Source organism: Bacteroides sp. MSK.18.37 (assembly GCF_019129155.2).
Lineage (GTDB): Bacteria > Bacteroidota > Bacteroidia > Bacteroidales > Bacteroidaceae > Bacteroides > Bacteroides ovatus.
Genome location: NZ_JAHOIB020000001.1, coordinates 5,413,548 through 5,430,891, shown reverse-complemented (window position 1 = coordinate 5,430,891; position 17,344 = coordinate 5,413,548). Strand labels below are relative to the sequence as shown.

The window sequence follows — 17,344 nt, the reverse complement described above, 5'->3', positions numbered from 1 at the left end:
TTTTTGTTTGCAATCCGGAGAAACACTAATTCCTCCTGACCTTTTTCCTTCTGCTTCTACGTCTTTGTTGTTTCTGACGATTATAACGCTGCCACTTCTTATAAATCATCCAACCACTCATCAATGCAACAACGACGAAAATAAGAATAGTGATACCCACTCCCAAATTATCTCCTTTAATACGCGACCAAATATCAAGAACTTCTTTTGTCTTATCGCCAAAATCACGAATCATGGCACATCGTTCCACCACCTTACGATCCGGATATTGTATTTTATCAATCTGCACGCTGTCTGCACCCGGTCCGAAAAAGTAACTTAAATCGGAATAATAATGAAGAGTGGTGTCTATCTTCTCTTCCAGTATTTCGGGAGTAGCTATGGAACTTACATATCCGCAGAAATCCATATTCCGCAAGGCTATATCCGGACGACACATAAAGTTGATAAAATAACTAGCCGCTTCCGGATTCCTGGCATATTTCGGGATCACCCAACCGTCATACCAGATATTACTTCCTTCTTCGGGAACTTCATAATCCAAATCCACTCCTACCGCATTGGCCTCTTCAATCGCCCAGATTGCATCACCGCTCCAAGTCATATTCAGCCAAGCTTTATTTTTCGTCATCATTTCCTTGCCAAAGTCCGCTTCCCAGCCAGCAATGTTCGGTTTCAAGGCTTTTAAGTATTTTTCAGCCAACTCCATCGCACGTGGAGAATAGTCGTTCATCAACTCTTCCACTGTTACCGTTCCCTCCTTCAGTTCCTTTGCATGCGCATAAATCACGGCTGTTCCATAAGCATCACGATAACTATCCTTCATCAGGATCTTTCCGGCATACTTTTTATTCCAAAGGCAATCCCAGGACAGGGCTACCGAATCGGGCACATAAGCCCGGTTATACAGAATACCTGCCGTCCCCCACATATAACATACAGCATAGCGGCTGGCTTTTTCACCCGGCTGACTCAATTTATTAATCTGCTTACGAATAAATGGAGCCACATTATTCATGTAATTGGGAGAATGTGCGAAATTCGTGTCGATAGGTAGCAACAAATGCTTCTTCAGCATACGCTCGATGATGTATTCCGAAGGACAAACAACATCAAAATCTTCATGCCCCTTTTCAATTTTCGTCAACATGATTTCGTTGATATCGAATGTCTGGTAAACGATACGGATATTCTCACCGGTCTGTTCTTTATAATATGCCTGGAAATCCTCAAGTACACCTTCGCCGATGTAATCCGCCCAGTTGTAGATTTTAAGAACCCGCTCACGAGGTTCACCGGAATTATAACACCCGGTCAAAGCCAATAAGAGCAGGATAGCAGGAATTATTCTTTTCATATTATTTACGTAGTAGCACATTTGATAGTCTATTAATCTTTTTTCTTCGTTTTTCCTGCCCGGTAATTGATTACAACCAATAACGCCAGTACCACGACAAAAATGATAGCCGAAAGCGGGCGAAGTTCCGGGGTCAAACCTCCCTTGCGGGCATCGGCGTAGATATAAGTAGAAAGCGTTTCCAAACCTTGATTACCGATAGTGAATACAGTTACGGCAAAATCATCAATGGATAGTGTCAGTGCAAGCATAAAGCCGCTAATCATTCCCGGACGAATCTCCGGAATTATGACTTTCCACAAGGCCTGCATAGGAGTAGCTCCTAAATCGAGGGCAGCTTCATAAATATTCGGATTCATCTGCTTCAAACGGGGCAATACACTTAAAACAACGTACGGGGTACAAAAAGTAATATGAGCAAGCACTACGGTTGTGTAGCCTTGTGTGATCCCCAGAGATACAAACAAAAGGAACAAGGATATACCGGTGATAATATCACCATTCAGAATAGGAATGCTGTTCACAAATCCGATCGCTTTGCGTGAACGGGCTTTCAGATTGAATATACCGATAGCAGCGATGCTTCCTAATAACGTAGATGCTGTTGCAGCCAGTAGAGCGATAGTGATCGTATTAATCAATGCATTCATCAAAGAATGATGAGCACCGGTAGTGAATAACGAAGAATAAAGTTTGGTAGAAAATCCCGTCCAGTTACCCAACACTTTCGCCTCTGTAAATGAGTAGATCACAATAATCACGATCGGAGAATAAAGCAAGAGCAGCAATATCCACAAATAAGTCTGTGCAAATATCTTCTTTACCATAGCCCGCCTCCTTCATTTGAGTTTTCCTTATCATCGGTGCTGAACAGGGAAGTAGCAGCTATCAATAGCAACATAATGAGCGAAAGTGCCGCTCCATAGTTCCACATACTGTTATTGATATTTTCCTGAATCGTCGTACCAAAGAGTTTGATGTTATTCATCGTCAGCAACTCGGCAATGGCAAATGTCGATATAGTCGGCATGAACACCATCATGATACCACTCATCACCCCCGGCATGGAAAGCGGAAGGACTGCTTTCAGAAAGACTTGCACAGGATTGGCTCCCAAGTCTTGCGCCGCCTCGATATAGCTATGATCCATCTTCTGCAAAGTATTGTAGATAGGATAAATCATGAAAGGGATAAAGTTGTATACCATACCGAATATCAACGCTCCCTCGCCCAACGGCACACTGAAAAAGTCGAATAAGGCAACAGTAGCAAGGGTACGCACCAGAATATTTACCCACATCGGCAAAATAAACAGTACGACCATCGTCTTGGAACGGTTCAGCTTGCTGTTACTCAATATCCAGGCAGCAGGATAACCCAGTAAAATACAAACAAGGGTGGTAATAATGGCAATACCAATCGAATAGACAAAGGTATTGATTGCTTCGGGATGTTCGAAGAACTTCTGAAAATTGGCGAGTGTCAAATGGCCGCTATCATCGGTAAAGGCATATACGACAATTAAGAACAACGGTATAATCACAAAGATCGCCGAAAAAATAATGTAAGGGAGAGTCCAACTCTTACGTGATGACAAAAAGACTATAAACCTCTTATTCACTTCCTTTCCTGTTAATCGGTTATTTTAACTATACGAATAGCATCTGGAGGGATGGTAATACCTACACGGTCACCGTCATCCCATACATCGTTCGTATCTACAAATACATTCTCGTCCCAATCTGACAATACAGTCAGATGATAATGGTCACCCTTGTAAAGGATGAATTTCACCTCACCCGTCAGCGTTCCGTCTTCTTCATTATCCTGAAGAATCACTTTTTCAAAGTCTACTTCCACTTTGACATTCGTATCGAAAGCGATTCCTTCCACCGGAACACATTCAAAGTTACAGCCCAGGAATTCCACATGAGTAGCATCCAGCAATTTTCCTTCGAATGTATTGCAAACACGCTCTTTCTTCATAATATGAATATCGAAAGGCTTCACCAACAGACCGACTTCAGCCCCTACTTCAAAATGATGGTAATCCTGCACCAAGAATTCATATCCGCCGCACAACACCGTCATTTCATAATGCACTCCTTTAAAAATAGAAGTCTCTACCACTCCTACTAACTGTGCCATTTCCGAAACGGGGAAAATATAAAGATCCTCCGGACGAATGACTACGTCCACCGGAACATTCTCGCCAAATCCTTCATCCACACATTCAAACTCCGTACCGCAAAAACGTACGAGTTTATCATGAATCATGGTACCGTTGAGGATATTGCTTTCTCCGATAAAGTCCGCAACAAAAGCATTGATAGGTTCATTATAAATATCAATCGGCGTACCGATCTGCTGAATCTTTCCTTCACTCATCACGACAATCGTGTCACTTAACGTAAGTGCCTCCTCCTGATCGTGAGTGACGTACACAAACGTGATTCCCAAAGATTTATGCATTTCTTTGAGCTCCATTTGCATATCCTTACGCATTTTCAGATCGAGCGCTGCCAGCGGTTCATCCAACAACAACACTTCCGGCTCATTCACGATGGCGCGGGCAATAGCTACACGTTGTTGCTGACCACCGGAAAGAGAATCCACATCGCGGTATTCATAATCCGTCATGCCTACCATTTTCAAAGCAGCTTTCACCTTCTTCTCAATGGTCTGTTTCGGTGTTTTTTTCAGTTTCAGGCCGAAAGCGATGTTATCATACACATTCAAGTGCGGGAACAAGGCATATTTCTGAAATACCGTATTCACCGGACGCTTATGGGGAGGAGTTTGTGTTATTTCCATCCCCGAAATTCGGATTTCGCCTTCCGAAGCTGTCTGAAAACCAGCAATGAGACGCAACAACGTGGTTTTACCGCAACCGGAAGGACCAAGGATAGTCACAAACTCGCCCCTTTTCACGTTCAGAGTCACATCATCCAATGCTGTTTTATCGCCAAAGTACTTCGATACATGGCTCACCTCAATGATGGATTTATCTTCTTGCATATTCATACTAAAGTTTGGGCTGCAAAGGTACACATTTCTGCGGTTTCCACCTACGTGTTAATCTAATATAACAGTGTTTTTCGATGCCCGACAGAAAAAAAATCTATCTTTGCATAAATATTTATTCACCAATTTTACAAAAGCATGAAAAAGTTTACTTATTTAGTTATTGCAACGGCAGCGTTAAGCATGGTAGCTTGTACTGGCGGAAACAAAGCCGGATACACTATTACAGGTACAGTAGAAGGTGCAAGCGATGGTGACACCGTTTATCTTCAGGAAGCCAATGGTAGAAATCTGACCAAACTAGATACAGCCGTTATCACCAAAGGTACTTTTACCTTTGAAGGCACACAAGATTCTGTGGTTAGCCGTTATGTCACTTGTGAAGTGAACGGAGAACCGTTGATGATCGACTTCTTCCTGGAAAACGGAAAAATCAACGTTGCCCTGACCAAGGATAATGACGCTGTTACCGGTACTCCCAACAACGATGCATACCAGGAAATCAGAGCTCAAATCAATGACATCAGCAAAAAAATGAATGCCATTTATGAGGCAATGGGTAATACATCTTTAAGTGATGAGCAAAAAGAGGCCAAACAAAAAGAAGGTGCTCAGCTGGAAGAACAATATGACAAAGCAATCAAAGAAGGCGTACAAAAGAATATCACCAACCCGGTTGGAGTATTCTTGTTTAAACAAACTTTCTACAATAACTCTACGGACGAAAATGAAGCTTTGTTGCAACAAATTCCTGCTAATTTCCAGAATGACGAAACAATCGTAAGAATCAAAGAGATGACTGACAAGCAGAAAAAGACTGCTGTAGGTACTCAATTTGTTGATTTCGAAATGCAGACTCCGGAAGGAAAGACAGTGAAATTGTCTGATTATGTAGGCAAAGGAAAAGTGGTATTGGTTGACTTCTGGGCTAGCTGGTGCGGTCCTTGCCGTCGCGAAATGCCTAACCTGGTAGAAACATACGCTAAGTACAAAGGCAAAAACTTCGAAATCGTAGGTGTATCTCTCGATCAGGATGGTGCTGCATGGAAAGAAGCAATCAAGAAGCTAGACATGACTTGGCCGCAAATGTCCGACCTGAAATTCTGGCAAAGTGAAGGTGCACAGCTTTATGCTGTAAACAGCATTCCTCACACTGTATTGATCGATGGTAGCGGTAAGATTATTGCTCGCGGTCTGCACGGAGAAGAACTTCAAGCTAAAATTGCAGAAGCTGTAAAATAACAAATCCAAAGAAAGGCTTTTCCAAAGGCCTTGAAATTTATACAAGACTGTCTCAAATAGAAAATGAGACAGTCTTTTTTATTTGCGAGACTTTACGCCTCACTCTCCAAACAGATAAAAAATTCAGCCCCTGTCATTCTCAAAGAATACAGGGGCTGAATGTATGTATGAAAGTGAGGGAGATATACTCCCCTACTTTTACTCAAGCAATTAGATAAACCAACGTACGTAGCAGAAGTCCTGACGGTGTGGAAGTTCCGGATTCTTCGGGAACATACGGTAAGACACCTTGAAACTACCTGCATTTGACAAGCTGTGTTTAACCTGGAATGTATACAAGTCGCCTTCTTTCTTGACTACACTGAACGGTTCTACAGAATAAACATGTTGTTTTCCGTCTGCAGTTGTGTAAGTAGTAACCAATTCAAGTCCCACTGCATCATTCAAGCCTTTTTCATCGATAACGTAAGTAATAGTATATTCTTTTCCGCTTTCGATATCACCATTCTTCAGCTCTTCTACCTTGTCACAAGATACGATTTCAATAGAATCCCATTTAGCAACCACATCTTCTTTCCAAGCTGCGATTTCTTTTGCTTTTGCATTATCGTTAGCAGCCAAAGTCTGGAAACGTTTTGCCAGTTTGCAATAGAACTTGCTATAGTAATCATCCAACTGACGCTTCATGGTATAATGAGGAGCAATCTGTGCGATAGAATTCTTCACCACTTTGATCCAGCCTTCAGAATATCCCTTCTTATTACGTGCATAATACAACGGAAGGATTTCAGTTTCAAGAATACTGTAAATAGTAGCAGCATCCAGCTGATCCTGATGTTCCTGATTCTGGTAAGTACGTTTTTCAGTCAACGCCCAACCTGCACCTTCACGGTAACCTTCCAGCCACCATCCGTCTAATACGGAGAAATTGACAACACCGTTCATCAAAGCTTTTTCACCAGATGTACCGGATGCTTCCAACGGACGAGTCGGAGTATTCAACCAGATATCAACGCCGGAAACCAGACGACGAGCCAGTTGCATATCGTAATTCTCGAGGAAGATAATCTTACCCAGGAATTCCGGACGACGAGAGATTTCAATGATACGCTTAATCAAGCCCTGGCCTGCTCCATCGTGCGGGTGAGCTTTACCTGTAAACAGGAATTGTACCGGATAATCAGGATTGTTCACGATCTTAGAAAGACGATCCAAGTCGGTGAACAGCAAGTGTGCACGTTTGTAAGTAGCAAAACGACGGCCGAAACCAATCAGCAATGCGTTCGGATTGATCTTATCCATCAGTGAAACGATACGAGAAGGATCTCCCTGGTTCTTCAACCATGTATCGCGGAATGACTTACGGATATAGTCAACCAACTTATTCTTCATAGTCATACGAGTCTTCCAAATCTCTTCATCGGGCACATTGTAGATAGCTTCCCAAATCTTAGGATTAGACTGATCGAACCAGAAGTTTTCGTTGAAATATTTAAAGTATAATTCTTTCCATTCTGTTGCACTCCAAGTTGGGAAGTGAACACCATTCGTTACATATCCTACGTGGCTTTCTTCCGGGAAATAACCTTTCCAGATAGAAGAGAACATTTCTTGAGAAACTTTTCCGTGCAGCCAGCTTACACCGTTCACTTCCTGTGAAGTGTTACAAGCAAAAACAGACATACAGAAACGTTCGCCCTTGTCGCCCGGATTGTTACGTCCTAGATCCATCAAGTCATCCCATGAGATACCCATTCTGGAAGGATAACCACCCATATATTTGCCGAACAAACCTTCGTCAAAATAGTCGTGACCTGCGGGCACCGGAGTATGAACAGTATAAAGAGAAGAAGCGCGAACCAACTCAATAGCCTGGTCGAAAGTCAATCCAGTAGCTACATAGTCGCAGATACGCTGAACATTAATCAATGCAGCATGTCCTTCATTACAGTGATAAACATCTTTCTTGATACCCAGAGCTTTCAGAGTCAGGATACCACCGATACCCAACAAGATTTCCTGTTTCAAACGGTTTTCCCAGTCACCACCATAAAGCTGGTGAGTGATAGGACGGTCGAATTCGCTGTTCATTTCATTATCCGTATCAAGCAGATACAAAGAAATACGTCCAACATTCACACGCCATACGTTTGCATGAACAAAATAATCAAGATAAGGAACGTCAACTATCAACGGCTGACCATTGGCATCCATTACGCGTTCAATAGGAAGTTGACCGAAGTTCTGTGCCTCGTAGTTGGCAATCTGCTGTCCATCCATAGACAACGTTTGAGTAAAGTAGCCGTAACGATACAAGAAACCTACCGCACACAAATCAACATTGCTGTCGGAAGCCTCTTTCAGATAGTCACCAGCCAATACGCCCAGACCACCGGAATATATTTTCAGGACGCTGCTCAAGCCATATTCCATGCTGAAATAAGCTATAGATGGGCGTTGCTCATCCGGCTTCACATCCATGTAATCTCTGAATTTCGTATAAACTTCATTCATTCTTCTTAGAATCACCTTGTCTTTTGCCAGCGCTTCCAGCTTCTCATAGCTCATACGTTCCAACAACAGTACTGGATTCTGTCCACATTCTTTCCAAAGTTCCGGATCTAGATCTCTAAACAGTTCAGTCGCTTCAAAATTCCATGCCCACCAAATGTTGCGTGCGATTTCAGACAACTTCTCCAACTCTTCCGGTATACGTGATTTCACAGTAACCTCTTTCCAGTTGGGAGTATTCACATTACTAACTTTGATTTTCATAATGTTTTCGTTTACTTATTGATAAATAATTTCTTTCTTAACTCAACTGACGTATCCTTGCCTTACGCAAAGCGATATCATAAGCTTCATAATAATATTGTATAAAGTGCTTCCATAAAGCCTGCTCTGCAACTTCAGCAGCACGCTTACGGATTTCCTTCACCTCTTTATCAGTCTTATCCGCAAACAACGTAATCGTATCTTTGATACCATCCGCCACTTCCGAATAATTATAGTCCGAACGATGCAGCACTTCCACTCCATCATTAATGCCATGCTGGTTCTTCAGGCTGTTTACCCAAAGTCCGAATCCTGCCAGATCCGTAGTGATTGTCGGCACATGGAAAGCTACACTTTCCAGCGGAGTATATCCCCACGGTTCGTAATAAGAAGCATAGACACTCAAATCCTGCCCCAGCAATATATCATAATATTCTTTATTCATGATACCATCACGACCATCCAGATAACAAGGAACAAAAATCACCTTTACCTTATCTTCCGGACGATTGCCCATTCCCAGATATTTCAACATGTCCAACACCTGGTCATGAGTCATATTATGCAGCCAATGAGTGATAAACGGTACTTCGAGGGGAGTGTCGAACTTATCTTTGCTCTTCAAACGTGCCTGCAAATCCTCGCGAGGCTCTCCCACCCAACCGGGTACATTGATGAATGCCAACACATTCTTATGCAGTTTCTTATCCCTGTTCAAGCGGTTTAATGATTCCAAAAAAACATCAATACCTTTATTCTTAAACTCATATCGCCCACTGGTTCCGACAATTAACGTATCATCACCCAGATTTGTTCCCAATAATTTATTGGCAACACTAAGCATCAAGGTACGTGCGCGCTTACGCTTGCCGGTAAACGTGCTTCCTTTCGGCACAAAATCATCTTCAAAACCGTTCATCAAAACAACATCTGCCGGTTTATCCAGTAATTCCTTGCATTCATTATTGGTTATTTCACTCACCGTAGTAAAACAGTCTACATAATGTGCAGTCTGTTTCTCAATCGAGTGTTTCGATTGCATGTTCAGTTCCTGCGCCATCTGGTCGCCATTATAAGCAAACAGATAGTCATACAACGGCTTATTATTGCCGGCAATGGAACGACCGATAGACGTAGCATGGGTCGTAAAAATAGTAGCAACCTCCGGCACAGCTTCCTGTACATAAAGTGCTCCCATTCCAGTCATCCATTCATGTGCCTGATATACCACCTTATCCGTTTCCGTCAGGTTGTAGCGATAGAAACTCTCCACCACTCTTCCTGCGGCATAGGAAAACATAGAAGCCTCGTCGTAATCGCCATAGGCGTGCAACGAATCTACTTGATAACGATTCCACATTTCTGTGTATATATCGTCTTTCTTTTCAAAAAAAGGTTGGAAATCAACAAGAATGACTATGGGTTCACCGGGGATATTCCATCGTCCCACACGGACAGAAAGTTCGTCTTTCTCAAGCGCATGCTCTTTCCAGGCAGCACATAGGTTATCCGACTCGATGAATAGAGGGTTCTCCTTTCCTTGCCACACATCAGGACCTATGAAGAAAATTCTGTCGCGGAATTTTTCCTGTAATGTATTTGCCCGTGTCGACAAGACGGTATATATCCCTCCCACTTTATTACATACTTCCCAGCTGGACTCGAAGATATAATCGGGGGTTAATAAATCTTTTACCATATAATATATTAAAACTCTTTTTAGTATGCGAGTGCAAAAGTACACATTATTCTTTGAAAAATAATACTTTATACAAAAAATATGAGTTAAGAAGAGGAAAGAAACGTTGTCTAACAATGAAAAAAGAATATCCCCTTGCACATGCAAAGCAGCATGTACAAGGGGATTGAAAGTCCTTTATAGGAAATATTCTTGCTAAAAATTATGCAACGAGTGCGCTACCAATCAAGAAGGTTGCAGCCAAAGCAACGATTGCATAGAGTTCGGGGAATACGGCAAGAATCAACGTATTGCTAAATACATTGTGTCCCTGTCCGATTGCTGCGATACCGTTTGCACAAACTTGTCCCTGACGGATAGCGGAGAATAAAGCAACCAATCCCAGAGCAATACCTGCACCAAGCACTGCTGATGCCTGGATAGGTGTAATTTCAGGAGTCAAAATACCGAAGATTGTCTGAAACATGAAATAACCTGCAAAACCATAAAGACCCTGTGTACCCGGAAGAGCTGTCAATACCAGGAAGTTACCGAATGCACTATCATTCTTCTTCAATGCTCCGATAGCAGCATTACCTGCAATAGTTACTCCGTAAGCACTACCGATGCCCGACAAACCAACCATAATCGCGATGCCAATGTAGGCGATAAACAAATTCATTTCCATAATCTTATTCTATTTTTTATTGTTTAATTCTTAAAATATTAATTCTCAATTTCTAATTCTTAATCTTCAAATTTTCAATTTCTGAACGGTTTGTACTCTTTACCGCCTCCTTCATATCCGGAGTTCTTGAAGAACTCAACGAACGTCAGACGCATCGGGTGAACCATTGCACCCAGCACATTCATAAAGATATTGATGGCATGACCGATAACGAAAATCAGTACCATAACAATCGGGCCTGCTATTACATTATCCGGACTCATACCTACTGCCAGGCTGTTGAATACTCCCGCCAAAATACCTCCGGAAAGTCCGAGGGCAAACAGACGAACGTAAGACAATACATCGCCAAGCAAACCAGTGACCATATTATATGAATCCCATAATCCCAGTCCGATATTCAGGAAAACATTCTTTCCCGGACTGTTATAAAGGAAGATCATAGCAGCCGAAACACCCAGAATAACCAAATGCACTGTACTTCCCATCGGCATTACCTCCGGCAACAAAGCCGAAACTGCCATGGAAACCAGCAGGATGATCCATCCGATAGTTGCCACTGCATATTTGAAGCCAAACTGAATGGTCTGATTCACCGCCTTCAACACCATACCGAATAGTATCTGAATAGCTCCCAATATCAACGATAATTGGAACATATCATTGTTATCCATCAAGACGGCATGTTTCAGACGTTGAACAATCGGCCAGTTCAAATCGTAGATATTCGCTCCGAAGAACGTACCTGTCAGCAAACCGCAGAAGAATGTTGAAGCAGCCAATACCTGTATCAATGAAATGATCGACTTCATCGACGGAGTCACTTTCTTCGCCATCAACCGATAGGCCGTAGCTCCCAGGAACAGGAACACCCCATATCCGGAATCTCCCAGACAAAGTCCGAAAAAGACCATAAAGAACGGGGCAAAGAACGGAGTCAAGTCCAATTCATTATACTTCGGAAGCATATACAACTTACAGATCGGTTCGAACCAGGCAAAGAATCCCTTATTATTCAATCGAATAGGAACATTATCGCCCGGCATCGGATCGGTAATCTCATAATATACATGTGCGTCATTCAGGTAAGCCTCTATTTCCACTTGACTGAATGCAGGTGCCCATCCTTCAATTAACATCAGTTTGTCACCGGCAGTCTGTTCGGAACTTAACACCACCTTAGAGAACTCAATCTGGCTTTGCAACTCTTTCAGAGCAGCCTTCAAGGAAGGAATTTCTGTTTCGGAAAGCGTAACCAGCTTCTTTTCATTCTCTTCAACGGCCTGTTCGGTCGTATTGTAAAGCGTTTCAAGGTGTGCCAAAGAGTATGCAGGTAATTTCGCCTGTTCTACATCCAAATCCACTTCCTGCCCGCCTTTCGTCAGAGTCACGAAGAATACTTTAGAAGAGATACGGTTCACAATCATTGCATTGTATTCCGTTTCCCACTCTTCCTTGTAATTTCCTTCCGAACAGCTATAAAAACCGATTACATAACCGGCATTTTTCAGCTTCTGAACATTATCCGGTTCAAAGTTACCCCAGGCTTCCAGTGCTTCTTTCTCTTTGGCATAGCTTTGCAACTGCTGCGACAGCTTTCCATGCTCTGTTTGCAGGGCATCCACTTCGTCCAGCACTTGCATACCACGGGCAGCCGTTCCACCTTCCGTAGCAATTACAGCATTCTTTTCATGCTTCTGATTCTGAAGCAACTTCAAGGTAGCCGCCAAGCGATTGGAAAGACGAATATTCTCCTGCAACTCCGTGTTATCAGCAGCCCCCTGTTGTTTCTCCACAATATGGACTACCCCAAGTTCACGCAGACTGTTCAGGAATTCTTCATACTCTTTGTGATAAACCAGGAATGTGAGTTTCTTCATTTTTGTAATCATGCCTCTACCTCCTTCCTTTTTTCTTGATGGGACTTCATGATCTTTTGCGAAGATTTCGACAAGTTTTCTTCATCTTCCATGAATCGTTTGATCTTTCGCAATGCATCCTGATAACCCGGTATCTGCACCTTCTCAAAAAGGTTCACCTTTTGAGTGGTCTTTTTCCTTGCATGTTCTAACAAGTTCAGCTTGGCGAGCATAAATTCACGTTCAATTGCCGTATGAGCCAGCTCTTCCAATAGATGGATACCGTCGGCATACCATTTGGGAGCATTAAACATACTGTACGAACGTATCTCGAATTCTACATTTTCGAGCAACGGTACGCGTACACCTGCAATCTTTTTCACGCCAAGATGAACATCATTCACCTTTATTAATGAAGCGTCAAACTCATTCCAAAGGGCGAACATGGCTTCATAGGCTTGAATTTGTTGTTCGAGCCTATCCTCCAGATCGGCAGCTTCCGTTTTACAGCGTTTCACTTCCATGCGGAGGGCGCTTTCCTTATTCTTAATAATAGGAAGCGTACGCACCCGCACTTTCAGTTGCTTTTCGAGCTGCTGAAGAGAGGTTTTGTTATATTGAAACTTTATAGCCATCTCGTTGATTTACTAATTTAACAATTTACGATCAGACGATTGAAATTACTTCTTATAAACATATATAATCCGTCCACTATCATCCTAATAGCAAATCGTCTAATCGTCTAATTATTTTGTTTCGGCCAGTATTGATCCACCAAGTCTTTCTTGATATTCACTTCTTCCGGACGGAAATATTTACCGAACAAGCCCCAGGCAACGTCCAGCATTTCAGTAGTATCAAGATTGACATCAATAGCCAACAACTGATTGGAATAGTCCTTCGCAAAAGCCAACGTACGTTCGTCGTAGTTGGTCAGGTCGAAACCATTTTCCATCTTCGTCTTAGCGTTAGCGGCATCGGCATACAGACGTACAGCGGCATTCATCACTTGCGGATGGTCCTTACGTGTCTTCTTACCGGTTACCAGCTGTTTCAAACGAGACAATGAACGGAACGGGTCAACAATTACCTTACCGATATCACTATCACGACGCAGGAACAACTGACCTTCAGTGATGTAACCCGTATTATCAGGTACAGCGTGCGTAATATCTCCACCGGACAAAGTAGTCACCGCAATAATAGTGATTGAACCACCGGAAGGGAACTGCACCGCCTTTTCGTAAATCTTTGCCAAATCCGAGTAAAGCGATCCCGGCATAGAGTCTTTCGAAGGAATCTGGTCCATACGGTTAGATACGATTGCCAACGCATCCGCATAGCTCGTCATATCCGTCAATAGTACCAGCACTTTCTCATTATTATTTACTGCAAAATACTCTGCAGCAGTCAATGCCATGTCCGGAATCAACAAACGTTCTACCGGAGGATTTTCGGTCGTATTCATGAAACTCACGATACGGTCCAGCGCACCTGCATTAGAGAACACATTCTTAAAGTACAGGTAGTCGTCATTCGTCATACCCATACCTCCGAGGATAATCTTATCCGTTTCAGCACGTAAAGCTACGTTTGCCATTACCTGATTAAAAGGCTGGTCGGGGTCGGCAAAGAACGGAATCTTCTGACCCGATACCAGTGTATTGTTCAAGTCGATACCGGCAATACCCGTTGCAATCAGTTCCGACGGCTGTTTACGTCGAACCGGGTTCACAGACGGACCGCCAATTTCCACTTCCTGTCCTTCAATGTCCGGACCTCCATCAATCGGATCACCGAAAGCGTTGAAGAAACGTCCGGCCAGCTGCTCACTCACTTTCAATGTAGGCGATTTGCCGAGGAATACTACTTCGGCATTAGTCGGAATACCCTCCGTACCTTCAAATACCTGCAAAGTGACATCGTCACCGGCAATCTTAACCACCTGTGCCAGTTTACCGTCCACAGTGGCAAGCTCGTCATACCCCACTCCTGTCGCTTTCAGCGAACAAGTAGCCTTGGTAATCTGAGTAATCTTGGTATATATCTTTTGAAAAGCTTTTGTTGCCATCTTTGATAATTAAAATTATAAATTAAAGATTATGAATTGACACTTCTTTCGGCAATCAATTCCTTCAGTTGTTTCTGGAATCCTTCATACTGTTCCGATTTGAACTTCGAGTAGTTCATCTGCTTACAGACATTAATCATCTTCTTGAAGTAATCCATTACTTCGTTGAAGTTATCAAAGTCAAATTCCGTATGACAGATGTCGATTATCATGTTCAGAATATCTTCCTGACGTTCCATCGGAGTTACCGCATCAATTTCATCAAAAGCATCCTGTTGCAGAATAACAAAGTCAATCAATTCTGATTTCCAGAAAATCACATGATATTCTACCGGTACACCATCATCACCGAGGATATTGATCTGTTCGGCAATTTCCTTACCGCGCTGTAAACGGGTTTTCAGTTCGTTTACCTTTCCAATCCATTCATCGTTGATATGACCTTTGATATACTCCTCAAATTCCGGGTATTCGATATATTTTGAATAAGAATCAATCGGATTCACTGCCGGATAACGTTTCTTATCCGCACGATCCTGTTCCAAAGCATAAAAACAACGGGCTACTTTCTTCGTATTTTCAGTCACCGGCTCCTTCAAGTTACCACCCGCAGGAGATACCGTACCGATAAACGTAATAGAACCCGTTTCGTCATTACTTAGTTTTACATATCCCGCACGACCGTAGAAGTTGGAGATAATAGCCGAAATATCCATCGGGAAAGCATCCGGCCCAGGCAATTCTTCCATACGGTTGGACATCTCACGCAAAGCCTGTGCCCAACGGGAAGTAGAATCTGCCATCAACAAGACTTTCAATCCCATGGAACGGTAATATTCCGCCAGTGTCATTGCTGTATATACAGATGCTTCACGGGCAGCTACCGGCATGTTGGAAGTATTCGCAATGATGATAGTACGTTCCATCAATTTACGTCCCGTATGCGGGTCTACCAGTTCGGGGAACTCGGTAAAGATTTCCACCACCTCATTGGCACGTTCACCACAAGCCGCAATGATAACGATATCCGCTTCCGCCTGTTTAGAGATAGCGTGCTGAAGCACTGTTTTACCAGTACCGAACGGACCGGGGATAAATCCCGTACCACCTTCCACAATCGGATTCAGCGTATCAATCACACGTACACCAGTCTCCAATAATTTGAAAGGACGCGGTTTCTCCTTATAATTCGTCATCGCACGTTTCACGGGCCATCTCTGAATCATAGTCACAGGAATATCATTTCCTTCTTCGTCTGTCAGGATGGCAATTGTATCTTCTATCTTATAATCACCTTCCGGCATGATTGTTTTTACGGTAGCCGTTCCTTTCATAGTGAACGGGGCCATAATTTTCAGCGGCTGGAAGTTTTCATCCACCTGTCCCAACCATGCAGAAGCCTGCACTTTGTCACCTACATTCGCTAAGGGTACGAAGTGCCATACACGTTCTTTATCCAACGGATATGTATATTGTCCTCTTTTCAAGAAAACTCCATCCATCTTGTCGAGGTCATTTTGCAGACCATCATAGTTTTTCGATAGCATACCCGGGCCTAATGTCACCTCAAGCATGTGTCCTGTAAATTCGGCTTCGGCGCCCACTTTCAGTCCACGTGTGCTTTCAAACACCTGGACATATACATGTGAACCTACAACCTTAATCACCTCCGCCATCAACTTATCACCACCGGTCGAGATATAACAAATCTCATTCTGAGCTACCGGTCCGTCAACGACGAGGGTCACCATGTTGGCAATAACGCCACTAACAGTTCCTTTTGTTGCCATATATTTTTTTTATTTTATTATCTGAATTCTGCAGGAATCTGCACTTCGTTCTTCAGCGATTCGATAATGCTTCTGAACAACTGATTACCTCTTTCCTTATCCAGTGAAATCCACCGTTCAATCATTTCCAGCTTCAGCAGGAAAGCGAAAATACGTTCGATAGTGAAATAGTCGAAGAAAATAGCATCCTCCATCCAATTCCACCGCAAAGCATCCAACTTCTTCTCACGCTCCACCAGTTCTGTAATCTCACTGATTTTCACTAACGATTCAAACACATCCACCTCACCGGACAATCCGAAATCGCGGGCACTCGATGTACGCAATGCTTCGCATACTTCCGTATTTCCCACAACGTTGGAAGCAATATCCCATTTGAATTTACGGCTAGTAAATGCAACAAGAATATTATTGATGTTCAGGTTGAATTCAAACCAGGCAGAAACGAACTTATTCCCACAGTTCATCGCATACTCATAATATAGAGCAGCCAGATGATCCTCGTGTAAAACCGTACTTTCAGCCGGAGTATTCAGATAATCAGTAATAAAAGTGGATAGATAGACCGGAAATTCTTTAGGACTGATTTCTCCGCCTTCTCTCAGAATAGAAATATATTCAGAGAGTTCTTCAGCAGAGTAGTTTCCCCGTTTGTCGATTTCCGCTTCTTTATCTTTGAGAAGTTTCAGCACATTTGCATTATCAAACTTCAGATAAAACAAGTCAATCAACTTCTGGTCTGAAGCAGACAATCCATCGTAGATTTCAGTTTTAAAATCGGCTACTGTATAGCTCAGTTTGCTGTCTTCCAGCGAAAGTTCCGGCAAACCTGCTACCAAGTAATAGTACTTACTACTCAT

At 42.8% G+C, this 17,344-nt stretch carries 13 protein-coding genes; 1 reads left to right on the top strand and 12 read right to left on the bottom strand.

What is annotated here, in order from left to right:
• Positions 1-25 precede the first annotated feature (25 nt).
• Genes KSX81_RS20955 through potA form a run of 4 tightly spaced genes read right to left on the bottom strand, consistent with a single transcriptional unit; the run spans position 26 to position 4,381 of the window.
• Positions 26-1,357, bottom strand: a complete 1,332-nt coding sequence (locus KSX81_RS20955) for an ABC transporter substrate-binding protein (RefSeq protein ID WP_008776543.1) — start codon at positions 1,355-1,357, stop codon at positions 26-28.
• A gap of 32 nt (positions 1,358-1,389) precedes the next feature.
• Complete coding sequence (locus KSX81_RS20950; RefSeq protein ID WP_004297655.1) at positions 1,390-2,184, bottom strand: ABC transporter permease; 795 nt, start codon at positions 2,182-2,184, stop codon at positions 1,390-1,392.
• A complete protein-coding gene (locus KSX81_RS20945) occupies positions 2,178-2,978 on the bottom strand; it encodes an ABC transporter permease (RefSeq protein ID WP_004308090.1) in 801 nt (266 codons plus the stop codon). Before KSX81_RS20945 ends, KSX81_RS20950 begins: the two co-directional genes overlap by 7 nt.
• Positions 2,979-2,989: 11 nt before the next feature.
• Positions 2,990-4,381, bottom strand: a complete 1,392-nt coding sequence (gene potA, locus KSX81_RS20940; protein ID WP_217725916.1) for a polyamine ABC transporter ATP-binding protein — start codon at positions 4,379-4,381, stop codon at positions 2,990-2,992.
• Between the two features lie 138 nt (positions 4,382-4,519).
• Between potA and KSX81_RS20935 the strand changes: the two genes are divergently transcribed.
• The gene (locus tag KSX81_RS20935) at positions 4,520-5,623 is read left to right on the top strand and encodes a TlpA disulfide reductase family protein (RefSeq protein ID WP_004308092.1); all 1,104 of its coding nucleotides are present in this window, start codon (positions 4,520-4,522) and stop codon (positions 5,621-5,623) included.
• 210 nt (positions 5,624-5,833) lie between these two features.
• On the opposite strand, the gene KSX81_RS20930 is transcribed toward KSX81_RS20935, so the two are convergent.
• The 8 genes from KSX81_RS20930 to KSX81_RS20895 all read right to left on the bottom strand — a co-directional run bounded on the left by KSX81_RS20930 (position 5,834) and on the right by KSX81_RS20895 (position 17,344).
• The gene (locus KSX81_RS20930; protein ID WP_004297649.1) at positions 5,834-8,398 is read right to left on the bottom strand and encodes a glycosyltransferase family 1 protein; all 2,565 of its coding nucleotides are present in this window, start codon (positions 8,396-8,398) and stop codon (positions 5,834-5,836) included.
• Between the two features lie 37 nt (positions 8,399-8,435).
• Positions 8,436-10,097 (bottom strand): glycogen/starch synthase, encoded by a 1,662-nt coding sequence (locus KSX81_RS20925; protein WP_004297648.1) that lies wholly within the window; start codon positions 10,095-10,097, stop codon positions 8,436-8,438.
• A 202-nt stretch (positions 10,098-10,299) separates the two neighbouring features.
• Positions 10,300-10,764 carry a V-type ATP synthase subunit K gene (locus KSX81_RS20920; protein ID WP_004297644.1) on the bottom strand — a complete coding sequence of 155 codons (465 nt, stop codon included), beginning with the start codon at positions 10,762-10,764 and terminating at the stop codon, positions 10,300-10,302.
• 74 nt (positions 10,765-10,838) lie between these two features.
• Positions 10,839-12,656, bottom strand: coding sequence for a V-type ATP synthase subunit I (locus tag KSX81_RS20915; protein WP_008999647.1), 1,818 nt, complete (start codon positions 12,654-12,656; stop codon positions 10,839-10,841).
• Entirely contained in the window at positions 12,653-13,258 is a 606-nt protein-coding gene (locus KSX81_RS20910) for a V-type ATP synthase subunit D (RefSeq protein ID WP_115484705.1), read from the bottom strand. Before KSX81_RS20910 ends, KSX81_RS20915 begins: the two co-directional genes overlap by 4 nt.
• 107 nt (positions 13,259-13,365) lie before the next feature.
• Positions 13,366-14,694 carry a V-type ATP synthase subunit B gene (locus KSX81_RS20905; RefSeq protein ID WP_004297639.1) on the bottom strand — a complete coding sequence of 443 codons (1,329 nt, stop codon included), beginning with the start codon at positions 14,692-14,694 and terminating at the stop codon, positions 13,366-13,368.
• A 29-nt stretch (positions 14,695-14,723) separates the two neighbouring features.
• Positions 14,724-16,484 (bottom strand): V-type ATP synthase subunit A, encoded by a 1,761-nt coding sequence (locus KSX81_RS20900; RefSeq protein ID WP_004303858.1) that lies wholly within the window; start codon positions 16,482-16,484, stop codon positions 14,724-14,726.
• Positions 16,485-16,501: 17 nt separating this feature from the next.
• On the bottom strand, positions 16,502-17,344 hold the full coding sequence (locus KSX81_RS20895; protein WP_008999645.1) for a DUF2764 domain-containing protein: 843 nt from the start codon (positions 17,342-17,344) through the stop codon (positions 16,502-16,504).

Coding starts and splice junctions, on each gene's coding strand:
- KSX81_RS20955 (WP_008776543.1), bottom strand. CDS start 1,357: ATGAAAAGAATAATTCCTGCTATCCTGCTCTTATTGGCTTTGACCGGG.
- KSX81_RS20950 (WP_004297655.1), bottom strand. CDS start 2,184: ATGGTAAAGAAGATATTTGCACAGACTTATTTGTGGATATTGCTGCTC.
- potA (WP_217725916.1), bottom strand. CDS start 4,381: ATGAATATGCAAGAAGATAAATCCATCATTGAGGTGAGCCATGTATCG.
- KSX81_RS20935 (WP_004308092.1), top strand. CDS start 4,520: ATGAAAAAGTTTACTTATTTAGTTATTGCAACGGCAGCGTTAAGCATG.
- KSX81_RS20930 (WP_004297649.1), bottom strand. CDS start 8,398: ATGAAAATCAAAGTTAGTAATGTGAATACTCCCAACTGGAAAGAGGTT.
- KSX81_RS20925 (WP_004297648.1), bottom strand. CDS start 10,097: ATGGTAAAAGATTTATTAACCCCCGATTATATCTTCGAGTCCAGCTGG.
- KSX81_RS20920 (WP_004297644.1), bottom strand. CDS start 10,764: ATGGAAATGAATTTGTTTATCGCCTACATTGGCATCGCGATTATGGTT.
- KSX81_RS20915 (WP_008999647.1), bottom strand. CDS start 12,656: ATGATTACAAAAATGAAGAAACTCACATTCCTGGTTTATCACAAAGAG.
- KSX81_RS20910 (WP_115484705.1), bottom strand. CDS start 13,258: ATGGCTATAAAGTTTCAATATAACAAAACCTCTCTTCAGCAGCTCGAA.
- KSX81_RS20905 (WP_004297639.1), bottom strand. CDS start 14,694: ATGGCAACAAAAGCTTTTCAAAAGATATATACCAAGATTACTCAGATT.
- KSX81_RS20900 (WP_004303858.1), bottom strand. CDS start 16,484: ATGGCAACAAAAGGAACTGTTAGTGGCGTTATTGCCAACATGGTGACC.
- KSX81_RS20895 (WP_008999645.1), bottom strand. CDS start 17,344: ATGAGTAGTAAGTACTATTACTTGGTAGCAGGTTTGCCGGAACTTTCG.